Genomic DNA, 14,903 nt, shown 5'->3' on the forward strand with positions numbered 1-14,903 from the left:
TGTGATAGTTAGGATATCATTGCTCTGGAGAGAAATGGGCGCTTAGTGCAGTTGAGGCAGCGCTAAAGAAGCCCCCTACGATGGTACTCATTGTTTTAAATGCAGTTGTATCTTCAAATCCGAAGCCGATTTGCAAAAGCAGTTCCACCCGGTTGTCGTCCATCACGCTCACTTTAAATGAACCGGTATAGTCGCTGATCCCGGGTACCCCGGTAGCCGTGTAACTGTAGCCATAAGGATCATGTTCAACCAGGGTTTCTGTTATTTTGATACTATTGGGTAATGTAATCGATCTCACCTTGCCGTCTATAATGAAAGTGTCCCAAAAAGGTTTTGAGAAATCACAGGTATAGGCGGCCACGAGGTCTTTCATTCCTGCGGCGAAAATCCATCTCTTTTTGATATTGAACGTTCTTCCATCGGGGATCACCTGTAAAGGGATATAAAGCTCACCGTAAACCAGGTCGGTGATCGCATCAGTGTCCATAATTCCTTTGGTATATTTGACTACCCATCTTGAATTTGCTTTTGTGCGGTCTTTTTCTTCTGGTTGACAGCTCACTTTGATATTCAGTTCCCGTTCAATCAGATCATAAACCGGATTATCGCTTTCCGATGATTTCAGAACACCGCTTACCGAGTGGCCATAGTTGAGCAAGATCGAAAGCCAGCCCACAGTCGTTCCTCTTGGTACTGTAATCAGGAACAGGCGTTCGGCGTAGGAAATTAACTGATCAACCTTATTCTGATCCAAGACTTCTCCGTTGTTCAGAAGCAGGTTCAGTTCTTCATATAAAACATTTGCCCTATTGACCAGGTAGGTAGGTGGCCCCTGCATCATCGCTTTGGTGTACTCTGCAGGAAGATGGGCGATCAGCCAAGTCGGAATATCATCCAGGTCGGAATCAAATCCTGTTGGCCACCGCGAAGTCTCCACCCGCTGTAATGGATCCATTTCGAGCAAAGTTTTGCCCTCATTATAAATTTCACGCTGGAAGATATTCTGGTGCTGATCATCAGTAATCGAAATGATAAAGGGATCAATCGGCTCCCCGTCTTTTGATACCAGATGGTTATCCCCGTTTAAGAAAGGCCTTATGCCGTTCTTTTCAAGCAGGTTGAGGCGTAGGGGAGTACCTTCACTAAGCACCTTTGAAGCATCATAATTCACCAGGTCGTTTAGGCCGTTAACCTCCAGGTACTGTTGTACACCGGATGTCTGCACTGCACCTGTTGATTGCATGATCTGTAAGGGCACGTATCCGGCCGTCGCCCCGCTGTCAGCTGTTACCTGTAACGTAAGATCAATGATGTTCACACCTATAGGGGGTAATTTTTCCCTTGGTTCCCTCAGGATATTTTTTTGCCCGGGAAGGTCTTGCCATACCAATGCGCGGTCAAGCGTCCGTTCCCCGTCTGCGGCATGTAGCATATGCGTTCCAGTACAGCCTGACTCATCAGTCGGTGGATCAGGGTCTGTTGAAAGCTGGACCAGGCCAAAACCACCGAAGCGTAGCCTGAGTACCAGGGTGTCTTCGAATATCCTATCCTGTTCATTCGGATTTTTGGGTTCATTGCCCAGCATGGAAGGGTTTTCACTAAACATTCCCGCATCTGGGAATTCCTGCTGATAGCTCAGGTCGGGCATAGTGTTTGAATAACCACCATGCTCGCGGAAAGGGAACTGTTTTTCAAATTCATTTAATCTCGACAGTCCGGAAAGCCTGGTGATGATCATATCTGCCTGGTAACCGCTGAAATTGGCTTTTACCACCTCAATCTGCTCTCTGGCCCAATCGGCTACATTAGCCAGTACGCGAAGCGCCAGATAATCAATTTGTTTATTGATGGTCTCGCTGCGCTCCGTATCTGAGAAATAGTCGGCCAGCTGCGTCGCGTCTGTTGGTAAACCGGGTAGGGCATCTTTGTCGAGCCTGAACATTGCTTTCAGGTCAACCGGAAAAAAAGATATGAGTTCTAAGAACGGTCGGATAGAAAGAGACATCATCGGCCAGGTGGCGATCATCTCGATTGCCAGTCTCCTGTCTTTGTCGGTCTCCCAGAGTTTGACTTCATAAATCCGGGAAAGCCATGACAGCATCACCAGGTAACAGGCATTGAATTGTTTGGGCATTTCGGTAACCAATTTTTTTAGGGAATTGTTGCCCATATCTATTGGCAGCGGATCCCGGTTTGCATTGAAAGTAGTGCCCACATTTTTGCAGAGCTCTTGTTCAAATCCCATGTCCATATAGATCATCGCAAATCTGTACAGGTGTGATTGGCGACAGAGTTCTGCATCGGCAAGCCATGGGGGCGTGCTGTATCCTTTGATCCGGGCATTTTTTTTGTCTTTTTTCCAGGCATCAAGGTATTGCCTTGTTCCGCCAATTTCGGCTACTTTGGCCAGAAAACGTTCTGCTGTGGCTTCGAATCCTTCAAATCCTTCTCCTTCCTCCACAATTTCTTTTACGATGCTTTCTACATTTTTAAAGTAACGCAATGCATGTTGGGCATTGGCCGTTGAAAATTCTGTGTAGTTTTTGCTCCTGTACACAGGGCCAACGGGTAGAAATCCCTCACCGGCTGCAAAACCCTGCATTTCGTTATTGAAACCCAGGTTTGAATTTTTAACCTTTCCGGTGTCGAAGGCCTGCTGGTAGAGGGGAAGAATCCCTTTGGTATAAAAATCGCCGATTGACTGAAAACGAACATATTTCAGGTCTTCCTCGGCATCGGGCAAGGCTTCTAAAAGAGCAGCCTTCAACATCGCCTCATCACTCGGTGCCAGGTTGAGGTAGATATCACTCAATGCCTTTTTCATGTCATCTCTCTTTTGCTGGTCGGCAATGTTGTACAGGATCCCTTCAAGATGAAAATCCAGTTCAAATTCATAGAGTTTCTGGAATAGTGCTTTGTTTTGATCACCGAATGGGTTGGAATCCTGTAGAGAATCTGTCGATTCAAAAAGAATGAACTGTTTGATCTGCTTACTGGTTAATCCCTCTAGTGGGATCTCGGTACCCTCATCCTGGGTATCGCCGGGCTGGTAAATGTCCCAGTTGGAGATAAACCAGTTTCCGGTGTCTTTTTTCCGGTCTGGCAGGGCAAAGCTTGGAGACTTATCAAGCGCGCGCAGTAAGCATTGTACATAGTGGAGGTGCATCATCTCTTCGTGCGAAACGCCGAGGATACTCTGTTTCCACTGGCGGGCCTTTTCAAATTGGATAGCTTTCCTCAGGTTGGGTTTACCATTACTCAGTAAGGCAAATTCTTCTGGCAGGCTTTTAATGGTTGATGCCGTATACAGATAAGTATCCAGCAGGCAATGTTCAAGCTTGGAAGCCTGATGCAACATGCTCACGAGCATGTTTAATTCATTGTTTTTCATGGAGCGAAATTGATTAAGATGTTTTTTATTTATCTGTTTGAGTATATATTTTTTGATTCATTACCATCTATTGTTAGATATTTACTTTTGCAACAAAAGAAGATACTGTTTTCGTATCAGTACTATCTACAGCTACGTAAATACCTAAAATATTATTTTGATATACTGTATTGGCACTCGTAACACTTGAGTCTGGAAAATCGATATCTATCCATTTTGCTTCTCCAAATGATCCGTCAGCATTTCTGCTAACAGAAACAAATGATGCTCCGTTTTTTTCTCCATTTGCGGTAAGCCAATCCGATGGCATATTATAACCGCCATTTTTAGAAATAGTAATGCCTTCAAAATGAGTTATTATAGACAAAACTGTTTCGTTTTTATAGCTAAATGATTTCAGATTACTGGTTTGTTTCGTTTTAGAATTATAATCAACCAAAAAGGCCTGACTTATTTTTCCGAATTTTGGGCTTGTATATCCTCCTGCCATAGTATAACGATCTCCACCATTATGCCAGATACCATACAAAGTAGTCGTTAAAGAATCGGGTACTTTAAAGTCTGCGTATTGTTTATTGACTATATCATAGAGAAATGCGTACCCGTTTTCGTCATTATCAACATCATAATTTCCCACCGCGATACCACCCATTACACTATGAACAAATACGTTATTTGTATTCCCGCCATTCGGTGACACCTGAACCCACGTTCCTGAACCATCAACAGGACCTTCATAAAAGAATCCCAGATTTCCACTGGGAAATTTACCGGTGGAGGCTGTTATTTTATAAGATCCAACTAACTGTATCGTACCATAAGGTCCGTTATTAGGACCGTAGCAAGAAGTATTTATAACGGTAGCTTCCGGTGAACTCGGAAAATTAACATTATACCACTTTCCTTCGTTTCCGCTTCCTTCAATTGGTCCCTCATAAATTAATCCCTGAACAAGATTATCCGGACCTACCAAACTGCCTGCGATATATACATTTTCAGATTCCGAAACTCCTCTGATTCCTTGTATGGTTTTTTGCCCGGCAGGGTTATTAAAATCTGCATAACTTACTGTATTTACCTCTGGTTTTATATTTGGTGCCATAATTTTCTTTTGATTGCGATTTGAATGTTTTTCTTTAGATTTTAAAGGTGTTTTTAGCCGAATGTAGTGTTAGGATAAACATCTTCCGGCATATTTACCCAGAGCTTTTCTATCTCAAGCTGGTGCAATTGCTTTTCTAAATCATTTCTGATTTCGCTATATGCCGGATCATAGGCAAGGTTGGTAATTTCTAACGGATCATTGACTAAATCATACAGTTCATATTGTTTGAAATAAGCTGTTGAAGCATCAAAGTAGTAATCGAATTTCCACTTTTCTGTTCTGATACAACGAATACGATTAGCTGCTTTTATAATTGTCCAGTTGCTATTGGAGCCTGCCTTAATATCATCATAAGTAAATAAGATACTATGCTGAACAGGAGTATTGTTCTCCATTACAGGAAGTAAACTTGTGCCGGCAAGTCCTGCAGGTGGATTTGATACATTTGCAATATCAATAAAGGTGGGCATAATATCTACCAATGTGGCCAATGCCATTGATTGTTTTATTTGGTGATCCTTAAATAAAATTGGATTTGAAATGACAAGAGGTACTCTTAATGCTTCTTCATAAGCAACAAAAGTTTTCTGACGCAATCCTCCGTGAGCCAGCCCCATTTCCTCGTGGTCAGATGTTAAAGTAACAATTGCAGTATCTGCCAATTTATTTCCATGCTCATCTTCTTTGTATAATTCTTCAATTAGATATCCAATTTCTTGATCAACATGACTTAATAAATAACCATAAAAATTAATATAGTTTAATTTATCCTCTTCACTGGCTATTTCGCCGAGACTTAAAGCCATATTAATTAAAATTTGCTCCTGTGCCATTGGCTTTTTATTTTCAAGTAAATTTTCATCCACGGTAGCAGGAAGCCCAATTTCTCTCCCCGACCAGCTATCGGGATGATATCCTGAAGTTCCTGCCGATTTTGGGTACGCTAATACGTCATGAGGGTTAACCAGTGAAAGAATAAGACAATACGGTTTATGATTTCCAGTGGCTCTATGAGCTTTTACTTCTTTCAGATACTGTATGGCTTCTGCTGTATATTTTGCATCATGATTGGCATATCCGCCACCAAAATTAAGGGGATTAACATCCTCGCCGGCGTCCGGAGCAACCCATCCCATTGCTCCGTATAATGAAATATCAGCAGCAGTTAAATCTTCATAATTTGTTTTGGTTCCGTTAGGCGCTACACCTTTACTCATGTGCCATTTGCCCCTGTATTGTACATCATACCCATCTGCCCAAAGTACATTCATAATATTGGGAAGAGAATTACTTAGTGTTGGTTCTTGCGGAGATAAAAGACCACCTTCTGTTAGCGTTTGGCTTACACCATGTTTGGCAGGATATATTCCTGTAAATAAGGTTGCCCGGCTTGGGGAACACATACAGGTATTGCAAAAAGCTCTGTCAAAACTAAATCCATTCTGTTTTAGAAACGTTAGAGTCGGGAGATTTTTCTCTTCCCATCCAGGCGGAAAATGTTGCGTGGCACGTTGCTCATCAGTAATAATAAGAATCAGGTCAGGTCTTTGGCCAATTTTATTGAGTTTTTCTTTTAAGTTCATTGTTTGTTAAATTATTATTGGAAAGATGTGAGGTTCTGTTAATTATCCTAAAACCCTCAACAACCATAGGTTTTAAAAGGGGGGTGCAGTTGCAAGGCCGCAGGAAAAAGTGAAACAGGAATTCAGGATAAGATTTTACACTTTTTCGTTTGGTTTATTAAAAATAGACATATAAAACATACATTAAAATACTTAACTTTAAGTATTTTAATGTATTTATATAATTACTTTTATATAGTTTTTGAATTTCAATTAGAAGATCTGGCGATCCTTGTACTTGCAACAGGGATAACAGCATAACGCTTTGATAAATCATTAGTTTATCCAATATTAAAATTTTAGTTATTTCTAAAATAATTTGTCACCAGATGGTGATAAGTTTTTTTTATTTAAATTGACTCCTGTTGCTATACCTGAATTCTTGCAGGTATAGTTCCAAAATCACGAGTATCAGTGGTTCTGATATCGCTAATTTTCTTGCGTATAGAACTAAATAATCAATATGAAAAATGCTAACGTATTAAGCAGATCTTCCCTTAAAAATGTATAGTGATGTTATCAAAACGTATGTGAGGGTAAAACAGGGATTGACCTTGAGGATTACCGGTATAATGTCTGTTTGCCAGGATGGGATTCAACAACCCACAACGGCACAGAGAATGAAAATAAAGTCGATGGCTGCCTCGCGGCGGCGGTAATTAAAATGGCATATTACTTGAGCGGTAATTTATATCTCCTAGGAGATATAAACCCGTTTTAAAAACAGTTAAACTTTTGAAAAAAAATCTGCGCTTAATAGAGAAAATTTTCCTCATCGCGTATGCTTCCATTTGGTTGTTAGTGTATCTTTTGTCAAGGTTTTTTCTGGAAATATATACAGACGACTTACCCTCATCAATGTGGAAATGGTTGTTTATACTCATCGTACCTATTAGCCTTTACGCAACGGTGAGAACAGTTTTTTCGAAAGAGTACAAATGGTATTCAGCAATCGGGCATTTTGTGATGTATACTCTTTTAGGTCTGTTTACAGTTAATTACATTGTTGTTAATGTTGATATTCTGATCAGTTCAGCGATCAAAACTCCAAGTCTTAACAGGGCGGAGGTGATAGAGGTTCGTAAGGTATTTTACAAAAGCAGTTTCAACAATACTTCGGTAACACTAAAAATTGCTGAAAAAGTTGATACCCTTCAGGGTAGGCCATTTGTTTACTTTTACCTCAAAAATAGAAAAGTTGTATCAATCAGGTATGGAAGATCATTTCTAGGCAACGAATATGCCTATACCATTGGTATAGAAAGTGGTGAAAAGCTTGATGCGAGGTGGATGCATTTCAAAGACCAAATCTACCGTGTACGGATTGTACTTGGAATAATGCTGTTGGTGATAGTAGCTGGATTTTTAGCATCAACAAAACTGCAGAACAATACGAAAACTAAAACAGTAAAGATTGGTTTTTGGAAACTGATGGGAATTGTAATGGGAATTCTGTTAGCAATTTCTTTGCTTTTTTATATCAGTCTATTTGTATACGTGAAATTCTTTTCTGGCAAACATTTTTAAATATTTCCTGCAAGGGTTGATCAAGATTGATTTAGTGAAAGAACAAGTCAGGCGACGGCTAAGACCTTCGGCACTAAGACTTGTGCTAGGATGGGGTTAACACAAAACATATCTACGGTTTGATAAAAAATTTCTTATAAATTATTTTGTCTCTGATCTGGTCTAGGTGAATGAAACCTTTTTCATCGTGAGCAAATGGAGCTCTAAAATCAATGAAATCAAGTAGCATCATAGCAAACTCTACTACCACTTTGTGCAGTCCTTGTAAAACAATCACCGCTTCGTCAATGTCCAGCGGCTTATCTGCAACTGCTTCACTATTAAATCCCTTGTAGGATTCCACAATTTAATCAGGCTGTATATCAAGGTCCCTTATGTAAATATCGGCATGATGTTTCAGTGAATTTGCAATTGACCGTACCATGGAAACAACAGCGAGGGACCTAAATTCTTTTATCTTAGCCAAAAGAAAACCAATGTTTGGCTCGGCTTTTCTAGCTTCCATTATAGGAACCAGGCTTTCCCACCGGCAGTGACGGAGTGTTTGTTTGTACTTGTTAGGTTTATCTAACGTATTTGGATCGCAAAAATCGAATGCAAACCAGATAATTTGGAGTAAGTAATCATCGCAGCTATTGTACCAAAGCACAGCATTCTTGAGATACTGGCTCCTGATCCACATTTGACCAATATATCCATTGCTCCATAAAATTGGACTTTTGTGCAATTTCTTATGTGCTTCACATACCGCAAATCTCACAGTAGCTAGCAAACTATATAATTGCCTAAACTTATCTCGGGCAATTAGATAACCAAAGTCTCCCAAACTGATAAACTCCAGCCCAGCCGGTGCCATGTTTAGCTCCCCAGGTATTGCAAGAGACTTCATGAAATTATTGTTATCCTCAGTGAGTTCCTTAAGAGAATAATCGGTACCTCTATAAGTTATTTTTAAAGATCTTCACTTGACATAAAAGAGCATTTTTTGCTTATCCAAATATAACACTCTTGTGCGTTGCTCAGTGAGTTTTATGAAAGGCTGAGAAGTAAGGATGCAGGTTTCAATAAATCTGAGTTCTTTATTCCTCGTGTTTAATAAGTCCAGGGAAATATGTACATGCGTTCCAAAAAACTGCTTTTTAAAAAAGTGGTTTTTCCAGTCGCCTGGATGCCACAAAATATAATTGCTTCCATTTTCCTAAAGATTCGGACTCTTGTATATACAAAAAAAGGAAGAATTAATCTAATTCTTCCTTTTTTTGATGCGGAGAGCGAGGGATTCGAACCCCCGGACCTGTTACAGTCAACAGTTTTCAAGACTGCCGCATTCGACCACTCTGCCAGCTCTCCGCTGCAAAAGTACAAACTCAGCTTAACTCTGCAAACTCGGAAAGCTTTTTTTTTATGTAAACTTGATAATTACTTAACACAGAGGGAGAAAAAAATTATTTCTTCTGTATATTTTCTTCAATCGGCTCCGATTTTTTGAACAAATTAAAGGTAGGGCGGATAATCTTCACACTCCGTTTACTTACATCAACACTGGCATTCAGTTCGAAACCAATCAATAAAATGAGCGAATTGAGGTAAAGCCAGATCATCACCACGATTAATGTGCCGATAGAGCCATACACCTTATTATAGGACGCAAAATGGTTAATGTAAAAAGAAAATCCCCAGATGGTAAGAAAGGCCAGGATGGTAGCCAGCCAGGAACCCGCACTAAATAGGCGCCATTTTTTGGTATGTGAGGGTCCGTAGCGGTATAAAATAGAGATGGTAATGAAATAAAGGATGGCCAATAAGGCCCAACGGGTAAATTTGATGGTATAACTCAAAAAACTGTCTTTCAGGTGCAGTTCATCATTGATTTTGTTGAGCAGGATCTCACCTAAGGCCATCGCACTGATGCAAATGATGATAGAAAAACAGATAATCAAAGTGAGTATAAGCGCAATTAAACGTTGTTTGATCCAGCTTCTGGTTTCGATGATTAAGGATGATTTATTAAAAGCCTTCATCAGGTTTTTAACCCCGTTGGTAGCAAAAAAAAGCGCCGATAAAAAACCAAAAGATAATAAACCCCGGTTTTGATTTTTAATGATGTCTTTCAATGTCGCTTCAAAGGCGTCAAATGCATTGTGCGGCAATACCAGCTGGATTAAATTTAAAAGCTGATCCTGGAAACCTTTAATGGGAATAAAAGGAATTAAGGTGAACAAGAAGATAATCCCCGGGAAAATGGCCAGCATAAAACTGTACGCCAAAGATGATGACTTGTTTACCAATGCATCTTTTCCGATTTCACGAAAGAAAAATGTAGCTACAGTATATAACGGAAGAGGGCTAAAACCAGGCAAAATACATCCTTTGGTCCATTCGATAAATCTAGAATAGAGCTTAAGGTGTAATAGCTGCCGGTGTAACCATTCCATTATTTTGATTAATTAAAAAACACCGATAATTTCTCCATAAAATTTTCGGGTGGATTTGTCGGTTTATTTTTCTTCATGTCAACAAATACCAGCGTGGTTGAACCAATGTTAATCAGTTCCTCTTTTTCATTATAGAGTTCGTACTCAAAAAAGATCCTGACGCTTGGCAAGGTTTTGATGATGGTTTTTACAGTAATTTCCTGATCGTAAAGGGCAGGTTTAATGTATTTGCACTTTAGTTCCAACACAGGCATCATAATGCCGGCAGCTTCCATTGAGCTATAGCTCATGCCTAAACTGCGCAACATTTCTACCCGGCCTACTTCGTAGTACTGGGCATAATTGCCATAATACATATAACCCATCTGGTCGGTTTCGCCATAACGAACCCTGATTTTTGTACTGTGACTGAACATTATTTAAATATATTTCTTTTGTTTAAGGCCTCGCGGTATTTCCTTGCATTAACCTCATGTTCTGCTTTGGTTTCGGCAAAGTTATGGTAACCCGAGAAATCTTCCTTGGCACACATGTAAATGTAATTGTTGTTGTCGCGGTTCAGTACAGCATCAATGGCGTTTATGCTCGGCATCATAATCGGTCCTGGAGGTAAACCCGCATATTTATATGTGTTATAAAGCGATTGTACCTGCAATAATTTTCCGGTTACTCTTTTCACTGTAAAATCGTTATTGGCAAAAATCACTGTCGGATCTGCCTGAAGCAATATGCCTTTATTTAAGCGGTTTAAATACAAACCCGCTATAATCGGCATTTCCTTATCGTAAAGTGCCTCTGCATCAACGATTGAAGCCAACGTATACACCTGCGCAGGTGTAAGGTTTAAGCTTGCAGCTTTTTGTTTGCGGTCTGCTGTCCAGAATTTTTCATATTCCTTGTGCATGCGCTCAAAAAAATCGACCGGCGAAACATTCCAGTACATTTCATAAGTGTTCGGAATGAACATGGCATACACATTATCCTGGTTAAAGCCATACTTGCTGATCAGCGCTGCAGAATCCAGTACTTTGATAAAACTTAGCGAATCAGCTTCCAGATTGTTGGCCAGGTAGGCAGCAAAGTTTTCTTTTTTACGGATGTTTTGGAATTTCAATTTAACAGGATCCTGGTTTCCAGCTTTGATCATGTTAATTAAAGTCCGGTTGGTCATACCTTTTTTCAGTCGGTAACGGCCTGGTTTAACGCTTGTGGCTAAATTCATTTTCCGCGCGGCAGCTGTAAAAGAAGAAACGCTATTTAAGAGATCTTTCTTTTTGATTTCCGAAACCAGATCATCGTAATTGCTTCCGGTTTTGATGTATAAATATTTTTGATTTTCGGTAACGTTAGGGGCAAAGTAAAGCCTGTAAATATTCAATGTAAAGTAACCGGCAATTAAGACAACTATAAGCGCAATCACGATCGCTGCTTTTTTGCCTGTACTCATATTTTTTTTTTCTACTTCAGTCATCTGTAATTAAGATACGTGTTTATGGTTGTTTGTTAGATAGCGTAATATTAATTCTGGTGCCTATAGGCACTTTGGTTACCGAATCAAGCAGCATCGGGTCTTGTTTAACAATAATAGCTGCAGCACTATCGGTAATCGGCCCATCGTACAGGATATTGCCTAAACTTAGGTTCGATCCCCTCAGGCTAAATTTAGCTTCATCAATGGTTAGGCCCATCAGTTGCGGAATATCTACTTCTTCGTTTCCACGTCCATCACCCAATACCAGGTTAATCCTTGAGCCAACAGGCACCATTTGTCCCGCTGTGATTGGTTGGCCGCCAAAAGAAGCTTCCAATACGACATCACGGCTTACATCTGGTTTATAGGTAGTATCGCCAAGTTTTAATCTCGAACTCTCTATAATCGCCTGTGCTTCTCTTAGTGTTTTAAACGCAATATCAGGGAATTTTGTATTCGGTGTTTTGCCCGCGTTAATGGTTAAATAAATGGTTCGGTTATCTTTAACGAAAGTATTGGGGTCAGGATCCTGATCAATCACTATGCCAGGAGGCTGATCCATGATAAAAACAGAATCTACTTCATATTTTAGCCCGGCATCTTCCAGTTTCTTCACAGCCTGTTCGAAAGACAAACCTTTTACCATCGGTACATTAAGGCCCTGGCCGTGTTTGGTATAATATCTTAAACTAAAAAAAGCAATCAATAAAAGAACTATAACGGTTACTATAGCGGCTAAAATGTTGTTTCTAAACGATTTGGTTTTTAAATACTCTATAAATTTAGACATGAATCTTAATTTGGGTTATGCGTACAAGCTCAAATGTAACTATTTTAAATGATGGATGGGATGATCGAATCTATTTCTTCACTCAATCATTCAATCACGCACGCTTTCAATAATTCTCATCCAGGCATACTAAAGCACAAAGATATTTATATTTTTGAGGATATATTTATATTCAATTTCTATTTATAAAAGGATTTTTAACATGAAGAAAACGATAGCATTGTTAACAGGCGGTACCACAGGCGAATGGGTTGTTTCAGTAAAAAGCGCAGCCACCATTGCTCAGCATATCGATCCAAATTTATACGATGTGTATAAGATTATGCTAAACGAGAAAGGCTGGTTTTATGAGCCTGCCGATTCTGTTAAAATTGAAATTGATAAAAATGATTTCTCCTTAACGCTGGACGGAAGAAAAATTAAATTTGACGGCGTTTTTATTGCCATACATGGTTCTCCCGGTGAGGATGGAAAATTACAGGGCTATTTTGATATGCTGGGCATTCCGTATACCACCTGTGATGCATTAACTTCGTCCATTACTATGAATAAAGGTTATACCAAAGCTATTGTAAATGGCATTGAAAACCTGTTCACTGCAAAATCTGTTCAGATATTTAAAGGTGGAAACCATAATTTAGTTCAGATTAAGCGGGATTTACGCTTGCCTTATTTCGTTAAACCCAATAGCGGGGGCAGCAGCATTGGAATGAGTAAGGTAAAACATGCTGATGATCTGGAAGAGGCCATTGAAAAAGCCTTTAAAGAGGATAACCAAATTTTAATTGAGGAATTTGTGAGCGGCAGGGAGTTCTCGGTCGGCATTTTTGGTTCAGAACGCAAAGTGATTGTTTTACCTGCAACGGAAGTGATTCCGCAGAATGAGTTTTTCGATTTTGAAGCCAAATATACCCCAGGTGCAACGGAAGAAATTACGCCAGGCAGAATGAATGCTGAAGAGTTGAGCCGTGTGCAGCAGGTGGTAAAAGATGTGTATCGGAGGTTGAACTGTAGGGGCGTGGTGCGCATTGATTACTTTCTAGAAGAAGGATCCGGTAAATTTTATTTTATCGAAATCAATACCATTCCCGGACAAACAGCAACGAGTTTTATACCACAGCAGGTAGCTGCAATGGGCATTACCCTGAAAGAGTTTTATACCCGTTTAATGAAAGAAACGCTGGGATAGTTTTCTTTAGCTTTGTCATGCCGGATGCAATGAAGAATCTTTAAATAGTACCGTTGTGTTTATGTATATGTGGTTTTTACGACGTATTCCTAAGTCGGTATTTTAAAATGATATAGATACATACTATTTCGTCAAAGCCCGCGAACCAATGAACATTCAAAAACTGATTGATAAAGGTCTGAAACTCAAAAATTATCCCAAAGATTCGGTGATTTACGAACCCGGCATGCAGCCCCGCTTTGTGTATTTTATTAAATCGGGTGAGGTGCGCATGGTTACGGTGAGTGATGAAGGAAAGGAATTTATTCAGGGCGTTTTTAAAGCCGGGCAATATTTTGGTGAGCCAGCCTTGTTAATCGATCGGCCTTACTTAGCTTTTACCATTGCCAATAAAGACTCACAGCTTATTGCGGTAAATAAGGGAGATTTTTTCGAATTAATTAAAAACGAGCCTGATTTTAGCATGGAGCTGATCCGTACGCTAAGTAAACGGTTATTTTATAAATCGATGATGCTGGAAGAGCTGGCAAGCGAAAAGGCTGATCATCGCCTGTTAACCATCATCAATTACCTCCTCAATGACATGAACGTAGGCGAAAGTTTAAAAGTAACAAGACAGGAATTAGCTGACATGACTGGTTTACGGGTAGAAACGGTGATCAGGGGAACGAAACTATTGGCCGAAAAGGGCCTGATCAAAACGGTAAAAGGAAAAATTGTTAAAGTTTAGCAACATTTGGCTTGCTCTACCTTCCTGATCAATAGGTATATAGTCAACAAAATAAACAATAACCCGTTGAAACATTAAGCTAATGCTTAAAACATGACTTAGATCATAAATTACTGAATAATCTAAGGCTTATCTTTGTACTATCAAATCAGGAGATTATGGCTGAGTTATCGAAATTCCAGGCTTTTTTGCAATGTAAGTGTCCGAGGTGCCGCAAAGGAGATATTTTTACAGGAAATGCTTATTCGTTCACGTTGCAAAAAACAAATGTTCACTGTCCGCATTGTAATCTGAAATTTGAGCGCGAACCAGGATTTTTCTATGTAGCCATGTTTGTGAGTTATGCCATGAATGTTGCTGAAATTATTACTATCGGCGTGGCATCGTATATCTTAGGATTGGATTTGGTATATGATAACCTATGGTACTATGTTGGGCTGATATTATCAGGTGTGTTATTGCTGTCGCCAATTAACTACCGCTATTCGAGGGTGATTTTGCTTCACTACCTTACACCTGGGTTACACTATGTTCCTGGAAGTGGTGATTAAAGCGGGATCGTTTCGAATTTCCATGCAATAACATTTCCCGTTATAGTATGATGAACGATGAAGCGATGTCTGATGTAGAGATCACTATGATT

13 protein-coding genes and 1 tRNA gene are annotated in these 14,903 nt (G+C 39.7%); 4 read left to right on the top strand and 10 right to left on the bottom strand.

The genetic code is table 11. From position 1 onward, the window contains the following. Window positions 1–16: 16 nt before the first annotated feature. The 3 genes from ACFE6N_RS06065 to ACFE6N_RS06075 all read right to left on the bottom strand — a co-directional run bounded on the left by ACFE6N_RS06065 (window position 17) and on the right by ACFE6N_RS06075 (window position 6,079). Window positions 17–3,391, bottom strand: a complete 3,375-nt coding sequence (locus ACFE6N_RS06065; RefSeq protein ID WP_378934774.1) for a ferritin-like domain-containing protein — start codon at window positions 3,389–3,391, stop codon at window positions 17–19. A gap of 73 nt (window positions 3,392–3,464) precedes the next feature. Next, on the bottom strand, window positions 3,465–4,493 hold the full coding sequence (locus ACFE6N_RS06070) for a hypothetical protein (protein ID WP_378934776.1): 1,029 nt from the start codon (window positions 4,491–4,493) through the stop codon (window positions 3,465–3,467). Window positions 4,494–4,546: 53 nt separating this feature from the next. Beyond that, window positions 4,547–6,079 (bottom strand): sulfatase-like hydrolase/transferase, encoded by a 1,533-nt coding sequence (locus ACFE6N_RS06075; RefSeq protein WP_378934778.1) that lies wholly within the window; start codon window positions 6,077–6,079, stop codon window positions 4,547–4,549. A 774-nt stretch (window positions 6,080–6,853) separates the two neighbouring features. Here ACFE6N_RS06075 and ACFE6N_RS06080 point away from each other — a divergent pair. Continuing rightward, complete coding sequence (locus tag ACFE6N_RS06080; RefSeq protein WP_378934780.1) at window positions 6,854–7,645, top strand: hypothetical protein; 792 nt, start codon at window positions 6,854–6,856, stop codon at window positions 7,643–7,645. Between the two features lie 112 nt (window positions 7,646–7,757). Here ACFE6N_RS06080 and ACFE6N_RS06085 read toward each other — a convergent pair whose 3' ends face one another. From ACFE6N_RS06085 to ACFE6N_RS06115, 7 genes are all read right to left on the bottom strand, one after another. Further along, window positions 7,758–7,988 carry a hypothetical protein gene (locus ACFE6N_RS06085; protein ID WP_378934782.1) on the bottom strand — a complete coding sequence of 77 codons (231 nt, stop codon included), beginning with the start codon at window positions 7,986–7,988 and terminating at the stop codon, window positions 7,758–7,760. 3 nt (window positions 7,989–7,991) lie between these two features. Next, window positions 7,992–8,534, bottom strand: a complete 543-nt coding sequence (locus ACFE6N_RS06090) for a hypothetical protein (RefSeq protein WP_378934783.1) — start codon at window positions 8,532–8,534, stop codon at window positions 7,992–7,994. A 376-nt stretch (window positions 8,535–8,910) separates the two neighbouring features. Beyond that, window positions 8,911–8,995, bottom strand: a tRNA-Ser gene (locus ACFE6N_RS06095). A 95-nt stretch (window positions 8,996–9,090) separates the two neighbouring features. Further along, entirely contained in the window at window positions 9,091–10,080 is a 990-nt protein-coding gene (locus tag ACFE6N_RS06100; RefSeq protein ID WP_145854620.1) for a YihY/virulence factor BrkB family protein, read from the bottom strand. Between the two features lie 8 nt (window positions 10,081–10,088). Next, the gene (locus ACFE6N_RS06105) at window positions 10,089–10,496 is read right to left on the bottom strand and encodes an acyl-CoA thioesterase (RefSeq protein WP_378934785.1); all 408 of its coding nucleotides are present in this window, start codon (window positions 10,494–10,496) and stop codon (window positions 10,089–10,091) included. Then, window positions 10,496–11,527, bottom strand: coding sequence for an endolytic transglycosylase MltG (gene mltG / locus ACFE6N_RS06110; RefSeq protein ID WP_378934787.1), 1,032 nt, complete (start codon window positions 11,525–11,527; stop codon window positions 10,496–10,498). Before mltG ends, ACFE6N_RS06105 begins: the two co-directional genes overlap by 1 nt. A 43-nt stretch (window positions 11,528–11,570) precedes the next feature. Then, window positions 11,571–12,341 (bottom strand): PASTA domain-containing protein, encoded by a 771-nt coding sequence (locus ACFE6N_RS06115; protein ID WP_378934789.1) that lies wholly within the window; start codon window positions 12,339–12,341, stop codon window positions 11,571–11,573. Window positions 12,342–12,543: 202 nt separating this feature from the next. On the opposite strand from ACFE6N_RS06115, the gene ACFE6N_RS06120 reads away from it, so the two are divergent. The 3 genes from ACFE6N_RS06120 to ACFE6N_RS06130 all read left to right on the top strand — a co-directional run bounded on the left by ACFE6N_RS06120 (window position 12,544) and on the right by ACFE6N_RS06130 (window position 14,811). Further along, on the top strand, window positions 12,544–13,530 hold the full coding sequence (locus tag ACFE6N_RS06120; protein WP_378934791.1) for a D-alanine--D-alanine ligase: 987 nt from the start codon (window positions 12,544–12,546) through the stop codon (window positions 13,528–13,530). Window positions 13,531–13,678: 148 nt separating this feature from the next. After that, window positions 13,679–14,260, top strand: a complete 582-nt coding sequence (locus ACFE6N_RS06125; RefSeq protein WP_378934793.1) for a Crp/Fnr family transcriptional regulator — start codon at window positions 13,679–13,681, stop codon at window positions 14,258–14,260. 158 nt (window positions 14,261–14,418) lie between these two features. Further along, complete coding sequence (locus ACFE6N_RS06130; protein ID WP_090979436.1) at window positions 14,419–14,811, top strand: DUF983 domain-containing protein; 393 nt, start codon at window positions 14,419–14,421, stop codon at window positions 14,809–14,811. Window positions 14,812–14,903 lie beyond the last annotated feature (92 nt).

It is taken from the genome of Pedobacter sp. BG31 (assembly GCF_042464845.1).
GTDB classification, from domain to species: Bacteria; Bacteroidota; Bacteroidia; order Sphingobacteriales; family Sphingobacteriaceae; genus Pedobacter; species Pedobacter suwonensis.